Origin of the sequence: Arthrobacter sp. SAFR-044 (assembly GCF_051965175.1) — a bacterium.
Taxonomy (GTDB): domain Bacteria; phylum Actinomycetota; class Actinomycetes; order Actinomycetales; family Micrococcaceae; genus Arthrobacter.
Genome location: NZ_JBQCMK010000003.1, coordinates 460409 through 477067, shown reverse-complemented (window position 1 = coordinate 477067; position 16659 = coordinate 460409). Strand labels below are relative to the sequence as shown.

Sequence of the window (16659 nt, the reverse complement as noted above, 5' to 3'; positions counted from 1 at the left end):
GCCGGCAGGCAAGCGGACAGCCACGCCATCCCATCCTGGTCCGGCCGGAACTCCACCCGCCGATCAGCCACCCCCTTCGCATGGCGTTTCTCGATACTCTCGGCGTGGTGGCGTTCCCGCCACGTCCGGGCCTTGGCCCTGAACCGGTGCGCCGGCATCTGCCCCACAGGGCACCCCCGCGCCGGGTCCGGGGCTTCAGGGTCAAGGAAATGCGCCTCCAACGCCACCGCCCCGGCAGCATCAAGGCTGGCCGTCTCATCAGCCATCACCACCGCGTGCTGCCACGACAGGGTCCCGGCCTGCAGCCCAGCAAGGGTTCGCGGCAACGAGAAAACAACGGCGTGCGAAGTAGCTAGGAACGATGACGCCGCCCGAGGCCCAAGCGCCAAAACGCACCCGATCTCCGCCGCGACCGCCATCTCCTGCGCCTGCACCGGTACATCCGGCCCGGCAACCGCATCGGCGCTCTCCGCGTATTTGACCGCAGCCTTCGCCTTCAAACCTGCGAAACCGGCCTCGGCCTCCCGGGCACCGGCCAGAACGTCAAGGCACCCATCAGCGAAACCAGCCAACGGATCAGCCGCCGAAAACGACTCAGAACCACACCCATCCACCTCCGCATTCAACACAGCAAGGGCAGACCTGATGTCCTCTAAGGCCTTCTCCACCGCCGCTTTCCCCATAAAGCAATCATGACAAGGGGGTATGACATTCTGGCTGTGAAGCGTTCAGCTCAAACCTGCATCCCACTTTCCAACAACTGCTCCAGCCCCTGTTTGAAGCCTGACCTTCCCCCATGGGCAGGATGCCTGATCTTGGGCACAGCGAGGCCGCTGCGCTGCAGGCTGTGCTGGGCCACGTTGCCCACCGCCACTATGGAGGTAGTACCGAACAGCTCCGCCAAGTCCTGCCAGAAGGGAGTCCCCAGTATCGTCTCCGAACGCCTGGGCGTGCGGTTGGACAACGGCTGCCCCGGCTTGTGGGTGTGCCAGGGAAAGGCACTCCACAGCAGCGGAAGGAACCCCACTTCTTCCAGGACTTGCCAGAGCACGGTGGCGGTGGGCTCGGCGGCTACCCCTGCAGCTTCGGGCGGCAGCACGTAGCCCTTGCCGGGGCCGAAGAGCCCGAAGCTGTTGGCGGGCCCTCCGAGAATGACCCTGTTAGTGAAGGGCACCCCGGTGATCCGCATACCCCTGAAGCCCGGAGCCTCGCCAACCAGCAGAATCTTTGGCCGGCGTTCCAGCATCTCCTGCAGGTAAATTTCCAGATTGCGCCGACGGAGCGCATTCTCCGGAACTGCGTGACTGAAGAAATTGTTGGCGGAAACACCCGTGTCAACGGCTGCAAGCCGCTCAACGAATGCCGTGATGCCGGAAGCAGGCTCCACCCCAGCCACCTTGGACGCTGCAGTTACCAGCGCGGGTGGATGGCCTCGCGGAAGTAGTGGTCGTAGATCCAGCGGACGCCGTCGTCGAACTCCTTGCTTATGCTGACGGTCGCCGCGGCAGCATTGGACTGTGCCTGCTCCACGTTGCGGGCCCCGGGGATGACGGTGGTGACGCCGTCCTGGGCAGCGATCCAGGCGATGGCTGCCTGGGCGGTGGTGGCGCCCTCCGGCACCAGCTGCTCGAACTCCTTCACCGCTTTTAGGCCCAGCTCGTAATCCACGCCCGAGAAGGTCTCCCCGACGTCGAAGGCCGCGCCCTTACGGTTGTAGTTCCGGTGGTCGTTTTCGGCGAAGGTGGTCTCTTTCGAGTACTTGCCGGACAGCAGGCCGGAAGCCAGCGGCACGCGGGCGATGATGCCCACGCCTGCGGCCTTGGCGGCCGGGAGGACCTCATCCAGGGGCTTGAGCCGGAACGCGTTCAGGATGATCTGGACCGAGGCGGTTCCCTCGTGGCGGATTGCTTCCAGGGCTTCGTCCGTCCGTTCCACGCTGACGCCGTAGTTCTTGATGGCGCCTTCGGACACCAGGGTGTCCAGGGCGTCGTACACTTCGTTGTTGCTGTAGACGGGAGTGGGCGGGCAGTGCAGCTGGACCAGGTCCAGGGTGTCCGTGCCCAGGTTCTTCCTGGAGCGGTCCACCCATTGGCGGAAGTTGGCCAGAGTATAGTTTTCCGGGCGCTGGTCCATGCGTCGGCCCATCTTGGTGGCGACCGTGACGCCGAGGCCGGGGTTGTCCGCCAGGAACTTCCCGATGGCCTGCTCACTCCTGCCATCGCCGTACACGTCGGCCGTATCAAAGAGGGTGACACCCGCCTCCACCGAGGCGGCGAGGATGGCCTGCGCCTGTGCCGGGTCCACGTTGCCCCAGTCCGCGCCGAGCTGCCAGGTACCTAGCCCCACGACGGAGACGCTACGTCCGGTCTTGCCTAAAATCCGCTGTTCCATCCCCCGACTATATGCAACGATGCAACCCGCGGTCAGATCGGCCCGCGCGCTGCACCCTGCAAGCACGCATGTGACGTCCGCACCGGTTCAGGAAAGAGCGTGTTCCTCGTTGGGCACCAGCCCCGCTTCCTTCAGCCCCAGGTAGATCCTGTCCCGGGCAATGGGCAGGGAGGAAAAGCGAACCCCGGTTGCGTTCCGGATGGCGTTGGCGAGCGCCGGCGCCACCGGGTTGAAGGGGCTTTCGCTCATGGATTTTGCGCCCAGCGGCCCCAGCTTGTCATTGGTATCGGCGAAGTACACCTCGCTGCGCGGGACGTCCGCGAAAGTAGGAATGTGGTACTGCCGCAGGATGTCCGTGGTGACCTTACCGGCGTCGTCCACCACCACTTCCTCATACAGCGTGGCGCCAATTGCTTGGGCAATCCCGCCCTCGATCTGTCCCCGGCACTGGCGCGGGTTGACCACTACGCCGGCGTCGGCCGCCTGCACGCTTTGCAGGATCTTCAGTTCACCCGTGCCGCGGTTCACCGCCACCCGGAAGCCGTGCACGTTGAACGCCACGGAGCGCGGCGTACCGCCCCAGCGCCCCTCCGCGGCAAGTTCGACGCCGGCCTCCGCGGCAGCCTGCGCCAGTTCAGCCAGTGCCACGGGAGTTCCGTCGATCACCACGGCGTCGCCGTCCAGTACACAAGCCGAGGCCTGCGTCTGCCTGATTCCTGCGGCGAAGGCCCGGACGCGGACGGCCAGCTCCTCCGCAGCAGCCAGGGTTGCCTTGCCGGCCACCACCGTGCCGGCCGAACCGAACGCGCCAGTGTCGTGTTCCACCAGGTCCGTGTCCGACTGCCGCACCACCACCCTTGACGCATCAGTGGACAAGGCCGTGGCAGCGAGCTGGGCATGGACCGTGGTGGTGCCGTTGCCGAACTCGGCGGTCCCGACGTCGGCCTGGTACCTTCCGTTTGGCAGGAGCCTGAGACGGGAATGGGCAAAGTGGCCGCGCGGCGGAACGGTGTCGATCATGGACAGGGCAGCACCGTCGCCCACCATCCATTCCGGGCCAAGATCGTCCAGGCCTGCGTCCCGGTACCGTTCCTTGCCTCGGTCCAGCGCATCCCGGACCAGGTCCAGGCACTGGTCCAGGCCGTAGCTGCCGTAGTCGACGTCCTCCTCCGGATCCGGCTGGGTGGACAGCATCTGGTCCCCCTCCCGGACCATGTTCCGGCGCCGGAATTCCAGTGGATCCATCCCGATCCCGGCGGCCAGCTCATCCATCGCGGATTCGATGGCGAAAATCATCTGGCTCAGCCCATACCCGCGGAACGCACCGGACGGCACGGTGTTGGTATATACGGAGTGCGCGTCCACCTTCTTGTTGGCGCAGTTGTAGACCGCCAGCGATTCGCCGCAGCCGTGGAACATCACGCCAGGGCCGTGGTTGCCGTAGGCGCCGGTGTTGGTCACCACGTCCAGCTCCAGCGCGGTCAGCTGCCCTTGCCTGCTGGCCCCTGCCTTCAGTTTGATGGTGAACGGATGCCTGGTGGTGGTGGCGGTGAACTGCTCGGTGCGGGTCAGTTCCAGCTGGACGGGCCGCTTCAGTTTCAGGGCCGCGAGCGCCACGAGGTCCTCGGTGAGGACTTCCTGCTTGCCGCCGAATCCACCGCCTACGCGCCCGGCCACCACGTGCACCTGCTCCTCAGGCAGCCCGAACACCCGGCACAGGGTCCGGCGGACCAGGAACGGGACCTGGCTGGAGGTGCGGACCTGCAGCCGGCCTTCGGCATCCACGTGCGCGATGGCCGCGTGCGTTTCCAGTGCCACGTGCTGCACCCGCTGGGTCTGGTAGGTCTGCTCGTGAATGAAATCGGCGGCAGCGAAGCCATCGGCCACGTTCCCCAGCTGCGAGTGCAGTTCCGCCACCACGTTGCGGTCGGGCCGGGAGATGCGCGATTTGGCACCATCCTTGTCCCCGTGGACCAGCGGCGCGCCGGGGAGCAGTGCGTCCTGCGGCGGGAAGACCGCCGGAAGCTCCTCATACTCCACCTGAAGGGCACGGACTCCAGCTTCCGCGGCGCCCACTGATTCGGCGACGACGGCGGCCACCCGCTGCCCGATGAACCGCACCACGTCGTCCAGCACCCGGGTGTCGTCCGGGTCGTCGGTGAAGAGCTCATGCTGGGCCGTGGAGAAAAGCTGCTCCGGCGCGTCCTCATGGGTGAACACCGCCACCACGCCCGCGACCCTCAGTGCCGCCGCCTTGTCGATGGACACCACCCGTGCGTGGGCGTGCGGCGAACGCAGGATCTTCAGGTGCAGCAGTCCCTGCAGCTGTTCCGCAGGGATGTCCAGGGTGTAGCGGGCAGTCCCGGTGACGACGGCGCGGCTGGCCGGGGCGGGGACGTCATCACCCAGCCGGCCCGGTTCAGGGTCCGGCTGTCCGTCCCCGGCGATGCCGGATCCCTGGCTTGCGGGATCCGGATGGCCGGCGTCCCCACAGACAGCATCGGCAATGGCACGGTACCCCGTGCACCGGCAGAGGTTGCCTTTCAGGTTCCGCGGCAGGTTTTCCTTCTGTCCGTCGTCGAACGTGGCGGCGGTCATCACCATTCCGGCCGTGCAGAAGCCGCATTGGAAGCCCTGGCGCTCGAGGAACTGCTGCTGCACCGGATGCAGTTGCCCCCCGGGACCACCAGCGGCGGCGGCCAGGCCCTCGATGGTGGTGACGGCATGGCCCTCAGCCCGGACCGCAGGGTAGATGCAACTGTGGACCGGCAGGCCGTCCACGTGGACCGTACACGCCCCGCAGTCACCGCCATCGCAGCCCTTCTTCACGCCCAGGTTCCCCTGCTCACGCAGGAACGTGCGCAGGCACTGCCCGGGGCGGGGTGCGGCGTCGGCTGCCGTCCCGTTGATTTCGATGGCCATGCTCAGGCCCCTTTCGGAAGTGTGGTGGGTCCGGCGGCGGGGCCCGTCCGCGGCCAGAAGTCGCCCGAGACAGCCAGTCCCGCCGCCCCTTCCGGCGCTGCGAGTTCGGCCCGGATTTCCTCAGCCAGCCGGTAGGTCATGTCGCGGCGCCAGGCGGGCAGTCCATGGATGTCGTCATGGTAAAGCTCCCCCGGGATCGCCTCATCGAGGGCCGCGGCCAGCCCGTCTGCTTCCGGCAGCCCGTCGAAGCGCAGCTGCACGGGCCGCTTGGTGGCGGCGGTGACGGTCAGCACCAGGGAGGTGCCGCCGTCGAGCCTTCCAATGAGCAGCACCCCGGACCGGCCCAGGTTGCTCAGCGACAGGCGTCGGAATGCCACGCGGCCAGAAAGGGCCGACGCCGGGACGTGCACGCTGCGGAGCAGCTCGCCGGGTGCCAGGCAGTTTGTTGCATCCCCGGTGATGAACTCCGTCACCGGGACGTGGCGGCTGGCGCCGCCTGGCCCGAGGATGGTGGCCGTGCCGTCCAGGCCGGCGCAGAGCGAGATGATAGGCCCGGCAGGCAGCGAGGTGCAGAGGTTCCCACCCACGGTAGACATGTTCCACACCTTGAACGAGGCCACGAAGGAATCGCAGCATGCGCGGACCAGGTCCAGCCCGGACCACGTCCGGCCGGACAGCTCGGGCGAATCGGGCAGGCTGTACAGCTGCGCGATGGTGCAGGTGGCTGCCAGCTCAATGCCATCGTCGCTGATGGTCATGGGCGTCCAGCCAGCCGCGCCGAGGTCCAACAGGCGGGTGAGCGGCTTCGGGCCAAACGCGTAGCTGCCGTAGGAGAAGAGGACCGTGCCGCCGGCCAGCCAGGCGTCGCCGTCGCGCCATTGTGCGGGGTCGGTGGTGCGGACCACCGCCTCGATGGTGTTCATGTCCATGCGATCTCCTGCGTATTAAGGTCTGTGGGCGCCGGGGCAGCCGGCTGGTGGTGGATGGGGCCGGAGGTTTCGCGCAGCGGGTGGCAGCTGGCTGTACGGTTGCGGGCCGCGATCAGTTCGGCAGTGACGGATACCGCCACTTCGGCGGGAGTGACCGCGCCGAGGTCAAGGCCGATGGGTGAATGCAGCCGGGCGATGCGCTCCGGCGCGACGCCCGCATTGAGGAGCTCGTCGACCCTTTGGAGGTGGCTCCGGCGGGACCCCATGGCTCCCACGTAGGCAAGGTCCAGGGCCAAAGCCGTTTCCAGCAGGGGGATGTCGAACTTGGGATCGTGGGTGAGGACGGCGGCAACCGTGCGGCTGTCCGTCCGGCCCGCGGCCGCTTCCGCCGCCAGGTAGCGGTGCGGCCAGCCGGTGACCACCTGGTCTGCAGCGGCGAACCGCGGCTGGGTGGCGAAGGCCGGGCGGGCATCAACGAGGGTCACGTGATAGCCCAGCAGCTTGGCGGCGGGGACCAGCGCGGCACCGAAATCGTTGGCGCCGAACACCAGCATCCGCGGCGGGGCCAGCCGGGACTCCACCAGGATGGCGGGCTCCCCGGCAGGTTGCACATCGCCTGTCCGGTCCGGAGCGCATTCGCCCGGCTGCGGGAGCCGGACCAGCCCGGTACCGCCGCTGCGCACCAGGGATTCCAGCTGCAGTGCGGATTCCCCGTGCAGCAGTAACGCCAGCTCACGGTGGACAGCCAGGCGGAAGGCAGCCGGATCGAAAAGGACGACGGCGGCACCTCCGCTGGTGCCAAGCTCCCGTACCAGCGCCACAGGTTCGTTCGGGCCCAGTCGGGCGAGTTCCTGGAGCGCGGTCCGCACTGGGTGCACGTGGGCCGGCACGGGCTGGACATGGATGCCCAGCTCTCCCCCGCAGGTGAGCCCGGCGGCGAAGGCGTCCGCGGGACTGAAGCCAAAGGTCCCGTGGCGCGGGACGCCGTCGTCCATTGCTTCCTGGGCCAAAGCCACCACGGCGCCTTCCACGCAGCCACCGGACAGGCTGCCCAGGACGTCGCCGGATGCGGTAACCAGCATGGACGTTCCCACGGGCCGCGGTACCGATCCCGAAGCCGCCACGATGGTGGCCACGGCGAACTGTCGGCCTGCGAGCCGGGGCATCCAGGAGCCGAGCGAAGGGATCAGGTCAAGCATGGCGGCGCTCCTTCCGCAGCGATGGTGTCAATTGTCGGTCTTTCCGGGGGCCGGGCCAAGGGTTGGCCCGGCCCCTGGAAGAAAGCTCAGCCGCCCAGCAGGGCGTTGATCGGTCCGCGGGCGAAGTACACCAGGAAGCCTGCACTCACCACCCACATCAGCGGATGGATCTTCTTCGCCTTGCCGGATGCCGCCCCGATGACGGCCCAGCTCACGAACCCCACGCCGATGCCGTTGGCGATCGAGTAGGTCAAGGGCATGGTGACGATGGTGAGGAATGCCGGCAGGGCCACGGTGAACTTGGTGAACTTGATTTCGCGGATCTGGGCCATCATCATGGCGCCCACCACCACCAGGGCGGCTGCGGCCACCTCGAGCGGCACCACACTGGTGAGCGGGGTGAGGAACATCGAGCCCAGGAACAGCACGCCGGTGACCACGGATGCCAAGCCCGTCCGGGCGCCTTCCCCGATGCCAGCCGCGGAGTCGATGTACACGGTGTTGGAGGAGCCTGAAGTGGCCCCGCCCGCCACGGCACCGAAGCCCTCCACGATGAAGGCCGCCTTCAGCCGCGGGAACGTGCCGTCCTTGTGGGCGACGCCGGCGCTTTTGGCCAGGCCGGTCATAGTGCCCATGGCATCGAAGAAGTTGGTGAACACGAGGGTGAAGACCAGCATGGTGGCCGCGAGGCCGCCGATCCTGGCGAAGGAGCCGAAGAGGTCGAACTGGCCTACCAGGCCCAGGTCCGGCGCTGAGACCAGTTGGCCGGAGAGCACAGGGGTGTTCAGGTGCCAGCCGCCGGGATTGGTCGCGCTGGCGGGGCCGATCTTCATGACGGCTTCGACGACGGCGGCCAGCACCGTGGTGCCGACAATCCCGATCAGGAGTCCGCCCTGGATTTTACGTGCCACCAGGATGCCCATGGCCAGGAGTCCGACGACGAAGACGAGCGTGGGCACGGAGGTGATGGAGCCGCCGTCGCCCAGCTGCACTGGTGGACCGCCCGCGGTGGGGCGGACGAACCCGGAGTCCACGAAGCCGATGAAGGCGATGAACAGGCCGATGCCGACGGTGATGGCGGCCTTCAGTTCCTTTGGCACGGCCCGGAAGATGGCGGTCCGTGCGCCGGTGACGCCGAACAGCACGATCAGGATGCCGTTGATCACCACCAGGCCCATGGCCTCGGGCCAGGTGACTTCCTGGATCACGGAGACGGCCAGGAAGGAGTTGATGCCCAAGCCGGCGGCGAGACCGAACGGCAGGTTGGCGATGAGGCCGAAGAGGATGGTCATGACGCCGGCGGTGAGGCCGGTGACGGCGCCCACTTGGGCCGCGGACAGCCAGCCGCCGGCAACGTCGGTGGGGGCGTTGTCAGCGCTGAAGCCGCCCAGGATGAGGGGGTTCAGGATGACGATGTACGCCATGGTGAAGAAGGTGACCAGGCCACCGCGGAATTCGCGGGCGAGGGTGGAGCCGCGTCGGGTGATCTGGAAGAAGCGGTCCAGGAAGGATTGCGGTGCCTCCGGCCGGGGTGTTCCGGATGCCTGAGCGGAAGTGCGCGGCGCCCGAGGGGAGGTGGTGGTGCTTGGAGCCGAATGCTCCTCGTGGGAATGGTCCAGGATGGTCATCGAAGCCGCCGGGCCTAGTAGTCGATCCTGGATTCGAGTGTGTTCCAGGTGTTGAACGGCTCCAGCGGCGCCGGCGCCTGGGGATCGCCCAGTTCCAGCTTGGAGACCGGCATCAGGGAGTCCCTGTCCTGGTTTTCGAAGTATTCGTAGAACACCGCGTCGTCGAAGCCGACGGAGGCGGCATCGTGGCGGTCCGCTGCGTAGACCACGCGTGCCACCCTGGCCCAGAGGGCGGAGGCCAGGCACATGGGGCACGGCTCGCAGCTGGTGTACAGGACAGCGCCGGTGAGGTCGAAGGTGCCCAGCTCGCGGCAGGCCGTGCGGATTGCGGTGACCTCGGCGTGGGCGGTGGGATCGTTGTCCGCGGTGACGCGGTTGACGCCGTCGAACGTTTGTCCGTCCGCGGTGACGATCATGGCCCCGAACGGGCCACCGCTGTTGAGGACGTTGGCCGTTGCCAGCCGGATGGAGCGGGCCAAAAATTGTTCGGCCGTGACGGTGGTACTCATGATGCGACTTCCTTTTGCCGGGAAGCCTGTTGCCGCGCAGGACCAGTAGAACCAGGTGCGAACGGTTACCAGGCTTCAGCATGTGCTGTGAAGGTTAAGTTGCGCCTGGTAGATAGCCTCCCGGAACCGGGTGCCCGCCTTTGGCAGAATCGAGATTAGCACCGGTTTGTGCGCCACGCCATAGTTTTCTGGAAACTTAATTTCGCAATGTGAAATCCATGTTTCCTTGCCTTCACCTCCCACAGTCACAAACAGCAGTGTTGACGCAGGTGGAGCCGCTTCCCTACTCTGGATCGCACCCGCCCGCCCGCTGGAGCGGCTACCTGGATCAGCAGACAGGGCATCACTGAGCTGGCTTTACCGCAACAGCGCTCAGACAAGGAAAGCCCATGGAAATTTCCCCTGCCCCCACCCCCCGGCTGTGGATCAAGAACCCCCTGGCAGCCTTTACCGCCAACAGCCTCGACGCCTCGGGTGGATTGGTGGTCAACGGCGGGGTGATCGAAGAAGTGCTGGCGGCCGGACAACAGCCCTCGCGGCCCATCCAGGAAACCTTGGACGCCGGCAGCCACGTACTGCTGCCCGGCCTGATCAACACGCACCACCACTTCTACCAAACCCTCACCCGGGCGTGGGGTCCCGTGGCAAACGCCCCGCTCTTCCCCTGGCTGCAGAACCTGTATCCGGTGTGGGCGCGGCTCACGCGGAAGGACCTGGAACTGGCCGCCACGGTTGCCCTCGCGGAACTGCTGCTCTCCGGCTGCACCACCGCCGCCGACCACCACTACCTCTTCCCCGCCGGGCTTGAGGATGCTATCGACATCGAGGTGGCGGCGGTGCGCCGGCTGGGAATGCGGGCCACGCTCACCCGCGGGTCCATGACACTGGGAACGGACGACGGCGGCCTCCCGCCACAGTCCACGGTCCAGCGTCCGGAGGTGGTGTTGGAAGACAGCGAGCGCCTGGTGGGCCGGTACCACGAGCGCGGGGACGACGCGGTCATCCAGATAGCGCTGGCCCCCTGCTCGCCGTTCTCCGTGGCCAAAGAGATCATGGCCGAGAGTGCCGCGCTGGCAGAGCGGCTGGACGTCCGGCTGCACACGCACCTGGCGGAGACCCTGGACGAGGAGGACTTCTGCCGGGAGATGTTCGGACTCCGGACGGTGGACTACCTGGACAGCGTCGGCTGGCTGACGGACCGCACCTGGCTGGGCCACGGCATCCACTTCAGTGCTGCCGAGATCGCCCGCCTCGGAGCCGCGGGGACCGCCGTCGCGCATTGCCCCACCTCCAACATGCGCCTGGCGTCGGGCACGGCACGGGTCCTGGAACTGGAGGATGCGGGGGTTCCCGTGGGCCTGGGCGTGGACGGCTCGGCATCGAATGACGCCTCCAACATGATCATGGAAGCACGGCAGGCACTGTACCTCCAGCGGCTGCGGTACGGCGCCGACGTGCCGGTGGAGCGGGCGCTTGGCTGGGCCACCCGGGGATCCGCCGCCGCCCTGGGCCGGGCCGGGCTCGGCCAACTGGCACCCGGCATGCAGGCCGACCTGGCCCTGTTCACGCTCGATGACCTCCGCTTCTCCGGCAGCCATGACCCCATCGCCGCGCTGCTCCTGTGCGCCGCGGACCGGGCTGACCGCGTGATGGTGGGCGGGCAGTGGCGCGTAGTGGACGGACAGATTCCGGGGCTGGACGTGGCCGGGCTGATCGCGGAACACTCCGCCGCGGCACGGCGGCTGGTGAACGGCTGACACACATCCCGCCCGCTGCTACCGTGGCGGCATGACTCCGTCAAAGACGCCACCCGAGGTTCTCGACATCGATGGAATCGAAGTCCGGATCTCCAGCCCGGACAAGGTGGTGTTCCCGGAGCCGGGCCTGACCAAGCTCGACCTGGTGCGCTATTACCTGGCGGTGGCGGAGGGTGCGCTGCGGGGCGCGGGAGGCCGGCCCATGGTGCTCAAGCGGTTCCCGAAGGGCATCGACGCCGAGCCGTTCTTCCAAAAACGCGTGCCGGAAAACCATCCGCCTTTCATCGATACCACCACACTGCATTACGCGTCCGGGACCTCTGCAGAGGAGGCCGTGATCCGGGATGCGGCAGGCCTGGCATGGGTCATTAACCTTGGCTGCCTGGACCTGAACCCGCATCCGGTCCGCGCCGAGGACCTCGAGCATCCGGACGAGCTCCGGGTGGACCTGGACCCGATGCCCGGGGTGGACTGGTCGCAGATTGTGGACACGGCGTACGTTGCACAGGAGGTGTTGGACGACGTGGGGCTGGTGGGCTGGCCGAAGACCAGTGGATCGAGAGGGCTTCATATCCTGGTCCGCATCGCCCCCGAGTGGTCCTATAAGGACGTCCGGCTCGCTGCCGAAACCCTTGCGCGGGAAGTGGAGAACCGGGCTCCCGGCCTTGCCACGGCACGCTGGTGGAAGGAGGAACGCGGCGAGAGCGTGTTCGTAGACTTCAACCAGAATGCCAAGGACCGCACGGTCGCGTCCGCCTACTCCGTCAGGGCGCTGCCGGATGCCCGTGTTTCCGCGCCGCTCACCTGGGAGGAGATGCGCACTGCCCGGCCTGGCCAGTTCACTGTTCCCACAATGCTTGAGCGGTACGCGGAGATCGGCGACCCGCACGCGGGCATTGACGGGGCGGTGGGATCATTGGAAGGGCTGCTTGGCTTGGCCAAGGAACTGGGTCCGGCGGAGAAAGCTCCGCGGAGCGGCAACGGTTCAGGCCGCCGGCAGTCGCTGATGCCGCTCATCGAGGTGGCCCGCACCAGGACCAAGCCGGAAGCGCTGGCGGCGCTTGACGAGTGGAAGTCCGGGCACGCCGTCGTCGTCAAATCCCTGCAGCCCGCCGACGTCCTGGTGGACGGGATGCGCGGGTCCAGCTCGCTCTGGTACCGGGTGCGGGTGAACCTGCAGCACGTTCCCGAAGCCGAGCGGCCGACGCAGGAAGAGCTCATCGCGGACTACGACCCCTGGGCCGGCAAGCAGTGGCCGGGACGGCCCACCGCCTGACGACCGCCTCACGACCGCCGGGCTCAGCGGCGGTTGAAGCCCGGGAGGGCATGGATCCAGCGCGACAGGCGGCCCGGCGCGGCACCCCGGTCCTCCGGAACGAAGAAGTCCGGATCGGTGCCGCCACCGAGGGGGAGGTAGAACTCCTGGGCTGAAGGCGCGGCAGCCGGCTGCGGTGCGACGGGCGTCTTGTCCTGCTGGTACATCTGATCCTCCTCTTTCACGGTTTCTCGTTCATCCTGGATGTAATTGTTCCGTATTGCGGAAAGTAATTATTGCTATATGAAAAGCTTAGGAGACGGCATCGCCTCCGTCAATGCCCTTCCCAGGGCCCGAATGGCACCGCCGGTCACAAAGCGAATTTTGAAGCTGTGATGTACACCACCGCCCATGAGGGGTACGCTGGTATGCAACTCGTGGCGCAGGTCACGTAACCTGGGAGCAGCAGGCAGGGTCGTAATGAGCTGGCATCAACGGATGCCGGCTCTTTTTTGTTGGGTCGGCTCCATCGGAAACGCGCATGAAACGCGCGCTTAATTTCAGTGATGGAACCTAGGTTCCACCTACGGGAAGTTGGGAACAGACCATGAGCAGCAAGATCATCCTCGGCGAAAACCAGTACGGCAAGGCAGAAGTTCGCGTCGTCAAGATCACCCGCGACACGAACCGCCACGAGATTGAGGACCTGAACGTCACCTCGCAGCTGCGCGGCGACTTTGCAGCGGCCCACCTGGAGGGCGACAACGCCCACGTGGTGGCCACCGACACCCAAAAGAACACCATCTACGCCTTCGCCCGTGAAGGCATCGGGTCGCCGGAAGAGTTCCTTCTGCGCCTCGGCGAGCACTTCACTTCCAGCTTCGACTGGGTCACCGGCGGACGCTGGGAAGCCGAGTCCTACGCCTGGGACCGGATCCAGGCGCACGGCAGCGAACACGACCACTCGTTCGTCCGGAACGGGCAGGAAGTCCGGACCGCCGTCCTGGTCAGGGACGGCGCCACCAGCCACCTCATCTCCGGACTGAAGGACCTGACCGTCCTGAAGTCCACCCAGTCCGGCTTCGTCGGCTACCCCCGGGACCGCTACACCACGCTGCCCGAGACCACCGACCGGATCCTCGCCACCGACGTTTCGGCCCGCTGGCGCTTCAAGACCGGCACCGACTTCAACAGCCTGGACTTCAACAAGAGCTACGACGACGTCAAGGCCCTCCTGCTTGAAGGCTTCACCGAGAAGTACTCCCATGCCCTGCAGCAGACCCTGTTCGACATGGGCACCAAGGTCCTTGAGGCACACAGCGAAATTGACGAGATTAAGTTCTCCATGCCCAACAAGCACCACTTCCTGGTGGACCTCTCCCCCTTCGGCCTGGACAACCCCAACGAGGTCTTCTTCGCCGCGGACCGCCCCTACGGCCTGATCGAGGCCACCGTCCAGCGCGACGACGCCGCAGCAGCCCCGGCTGCCTGGTCCGGCATCGCCGGCTTCTGCTAGAACCCCACTTCGACCAAGCGGGCCCAGCCAGCGGTTGGGCCCGCCACGACGCCCCACACCCCTAGCTTCACCTGTTAGCCAGACACCAGTTAGCCAGACGATGACGTCTGCCATGAACCAAGAAAGTCTGCCATGAACATCAAGAAGAAACCGGCCCCCGCAGCCGCCGGCAAAGGCGCACGGCCGGCCCGCCCGGAAGACCAGCGGCTCCCCATTGGAAGCATGTTTGCCTACGGCTTCCAGCACGTCCTCACCATGTATGGCGGCATCATAGCCCCGCCCCTGATCATCGGCGCCGCCGCGGGGATGAATTCCCAGGACATCGGCCTGCTCATTGCGGCCTGCCTTTTCGTGGGCGGCCTGGCCACCATCCTGCAGACCGTCGGCGTCCCCTTCTTCGGTTCGCAACTGCCGCTGGTCCAGGGCGTCTCCTTCGCCGGAGTCTCCACCATGGTGGCCATCGTCCATGGCGGCGGGGGAATCCAGGCCGTCTTCGGTTCGGTCATCGCAGCCTCACTGATCGGCCTGCTGATCACACCGCTGTTCTCGAAGATCATCCGGTTCTTCCCACCGGTCGTCACTGGCACGGTGATCACCACCATCGGCCTGACGCTGATGCCGGTCGCCGCCAACTGGGCCATGGGCGGAAACAGCAAGGCGCCCAACTACGGCAGCGTCGCAAACATCGGCCTGGCAGCAGCCACGATGGGCATCGTCCTGCTCCTCAGCAAGGTGGGCAGCGCCGCCATCTCCCGGCTGTCCATCCTGCTGGCCATGGTCCTTGGCACGTTGATCGCCGTCGTCTTCGGTATGGCCGATTTCTCCAAGGTGGGCCAGGGCGAGATCGTCGCCTTCCCCACCCCCTTCGCCTTCGGACCGCCCACGTTCGAGGTCGCCGCGATCATCTCCATGCTGATCGTCATCCTGGTAACCCTCACCGAGACCTCCGCTGACATCATCGCGGTGGGCGAGATCGTGGGCACCAAGGTGGACTCCAAGCGGATCGGCAACGGCCTGCGCGCGGACATGCTCTCCAGCGCCGTCTCCCCGCTCTTCAACTCCTTCACCCAGAGCGCGTTCGCCCAGAACGTCGGCCTGGTGGCCATCACGGGCGTCAAGAGCCGGTTCGTGGTCAGCGCCGGCGGCGTGATCCTGGTGGTCCTTGGCCTGCTGCCCGTCCTGGGCCGCGTGGTCGCTGCGGTGCCCACCCCTGTCCTGGGCGGCGCCGGCGTCGTACTCTTTGGAACGGTCGCGGCAAGCGGCATCCGGACCCTGTCCAAGGTGGACTACAAGAACAACATGAACCTGATCGTGGTGGCAGCCTCCATCGGCTTCGGGATGATCCCCATCGCCGCCCCCACGTTCTACGACCAGTTCCCGTCCTGGTTCGGCACCATCTTCCACTCGGGCATCAGCTCGGCCGCCGTCATGGCCATCCTGCTGAACCTGCTGTTCAACCACCTCCGGGCCGGCAACTCGGACAACCAGTCCGTGTTCGTCGCAGGCACCGAACGCCTGGTGCGCGCGGAGGACCTTCGCTGCCTGGCAGAAGGTGACCGGTTCGAAAACGGCAAGCTCATCGACTGCGACGGCAAGGAAGTCCCCGTCCAGTCAGCCGAGAAGGCGTCAGAACACTAAACCTCGCGCGAGATGGCAGTTCGCGGCAGTGTCTCCCAGAAACACTGCTGCGAACTGCCATCTCGACGAGAGGGAACGACGGCGGGAGGCCGCGTGGGGAGGTCAGGTGCGGTTGAGCTCGCGGGAGATTGCTTCGGCCGCTTCCCGGAGGATGGGCACGGCCTTGTCCGCAAAGTTCTCATCCACCCGGGACACGGGGCCCGAGACCGAGATCGCCGAGGGCGTGGGGGCGTTGGGTACGGCCATGGCGAAGCAGCGGACGCCCAGCTCCTGCTCCTCCTCGTCAATGGAGTAGCCCCGCTCGCGGATGAGCTTGAGGTCCGCCAGGAGTTCATCCACGTCGCCGATGCTCTTCGCCGTGGGTGTTGGCATGCCCGCGCGGGCAACGATGCCCCGCACGGTGTCGTCGTCGAGCTGGGCCAGGATGGCCTTGCCCACGCCGGTGGCGTGGGTGTGGGCGCGGCGGCCCACCTCGGTAAACATGCGCATGGAGTGCAGCGAGGGGACCTGGGCCACATAGATCACCATGTCCGAATCCAGCACCGCCATGTTGGAGGTCTCCCCCAGCCGGTCCACCAGGACCTTCAGCTGGGGCTGCGCCAAGGCGCCGAGCTGCTTATTGGCACCCTCCCCCAAGCGGATGAGCCGGGGGCCCAGCGCGTAGCGCCGGTTGGGCAGCTGGCGGATGTACCCCAGCGATACCAGGGTGCGGAGCAGGCGGTGGATGGTGGGCAGCGGCAGGTCCGTGGAGGACGACAGTTCACTGAGGGTGACGTCGCCGCCGGCATCAGTGATGAGCTCCAGCAGTTCGAAGACGCGCTCTACCGACTGCACCCCACCAGAGGCTTTTTCTGCCATTCCGTTGTCTCCTGCTGCTCGGGATCCGACAACTCTTATCCGCATCGTGAAAAGAAT

General features: G+C 66.7%; 13 protein-coding genes and 1 pseudogene. 4 read left to right on the top strand and 10 right to left on the bottom strand.

Annotation, left to right across the window (positions count from 1 at the left end; translation table 11 throughout):
• From ACTHQS_RS07325 to ACTHQS_RS07290, 8 genes and pseudogenes are all read right to left on the bottom strand, one after another.
• Positions 1-683 (bottom strand): annotated as a pseudogene (locus tag ACTHQS_RS07325) (HNH endonuclease signature motif containing protein); the annotation flags it as partial.
• A gap of 50 nt (positions 684-733) precedes the next feature.
• Complete coding sequence (locus tag ACTHQS_RS07320; protein WP_440167405.1) at positions 734-1387, bottom strand: uracil-DNA glycosylase; 654 nt, start codon at positions 1385-1387, stop codon at positions 734-736.
• A 23-nt stretch (positions 1388-1410) separates the two neighbouring features.
• Positions 1411-2391, bottom strand: a complete 981-nt coding sequence (locus ACTHQS_RS07315) for an aldo/keto reductase (protein ID WP_440167404.1) — start codon at positions 2389-2391, stop codon at positions 1411-1413.
• Between the two features lie 87 nt (positions 2392-2478).
• A complete protein-coding gene (locus tag ACTHQS_RS07310) occupies positions 2479-5313 on the bottom strand; it encodes a molybdopterin-dependent oxidoreductase (RefSeq protein WP_440167402.1) in 2835 nt (944 codons plus the stop codon).
• A 2-nt stretch (positions 5314-5315) separates the two neighbouring features.
• Complete coding sequence (locus ACTHQS_RS07305) at positions 5316-6242, bottom strand: FAD binding domain-containing protein (RefSeq protein WP_440167401.1); 927 nt, start codon at positions 6240-6242, stop codon at positions 5316-5318.
• Complete coding sequence (locus ACTHQS_RS07300) at positions 6233-7441, bottom strand: XdhC family protein (RefSeq protein WP_440167400.1); 1209 nt, start codon at positions 7439-7441, stop codon at positions 6233-6235. The genes ACTHQS_RS07305 and ACTHQS_RS07300 overlap by 10 nt, the downstream gene beginning before the upstream one ends.
• An 86-nt stretch (positions 7442-7527) precedes the next feature.
• Positions 7528-9069 (bottom strand): NCS2 family permease, encoded by a 1542-nt coding sequence (locus ACTHQS_RS07295; RefSeq protein ID WP_440167398.1) that lies wholly within the window; start codon positions 9067-9069, stop codon positions 7528-7530.
• Positions 9070-9083: 14 nt separating this feature from the next.
• Positions 9084-9578, bottom strand: a complete 495-nt coding sequence (locus tag ACTHQS_RS07290; RefSeq protein WP_440167396.1) for a nucleoside deaminase — start codon at positions 9576-9578, stop codon at positions 9084-9086.
• A gap of 389 nt (positions 9579-9967) precedes the next feature.
• On the opposite strand from ACTHQS_RS07290, the gene ACTHQS_RS07285 reads away from it, so the two are divergent.
• Both ACTHQS_RS07285 and ligD read left to right on the top strand, forming a co-directional pair.
• A complete protein-coding gene (locus ACTHQS_RS07285; protein WP_440167394.1) occupies positions 9968-11335 on the top strand; it encodes an 8-oxoguanine deaminase in 1368 nt (455 codons plus the stop codon).
• 31 nt (positions 11336-11366) lie between these two features.
• A complete protein-coding gene (ligD, locus tag ACTHQS_RS07280; RefSeq protein WP_440167392.1) occupies positions 11367-12611 on the top strand; it encodes a non-homologous end-joining DNA ligase in 1245 nt (414 codons plus the stop codon).
• A gap of 23 nt (positions 12612-12634) precedes the next feature.
• Here ligD and ACTHQS_RS07275 read toward each other — a convergent pair whose 3' ends face one another.
• On the bottom strand, positions 12635-12835 hold the full coding sequence (locus ACTHQS_RS07275) for a hypothetical protein (RefSeq protein WP_440167390.1): 201 nt from the start codon (positions 12833-12835) through the stop codon (positions 12635-12637).
• A gap of 362 nt (positions 12836-13197) precedes the next feature.
• On the opposite strand from ACTHQS_RS07275, the gene pucL reads away from it, so the two are divergent.
• A complete protein-coding gene (gene pucL, locus ACTHQS_RS07270) occupies positions 13198-14106 on the top strand; it encodes a factor-independent urate hydroxylase (protein WP_440167388.1) in 909 nt (302 codons plus the stop codon).
• Between the two features lie 132 nt (positions 14107-14238).
• Entirely contained in the window at positions 14239-15744 is a 1506-nt protein-coding gene (locus ACTHQS_RS07265; protein ID WP_440167387.1) for a nucleobase:cation symporter-2 family protein, read from the top strand.
• Between the two features lie 102 nt (positions 15745-15846).
• Here ACTHQS_RS07265 and ACTHQS_RS07260 read toward each other — a convergent pair whose 3' ends face one another.
• A complete protein-coding gene (locus tag ACTHQS_RS07260; RefSeq protein WP_440167385.1) occupies positions 15847-16602 on the bottom strand; it encodes an IclR family transcriptional regulator in 756 nt (251 codons plus the stop codon).
• Between the last annotated feature and the right edge of the window lie 57 nt (positions 16603-16659).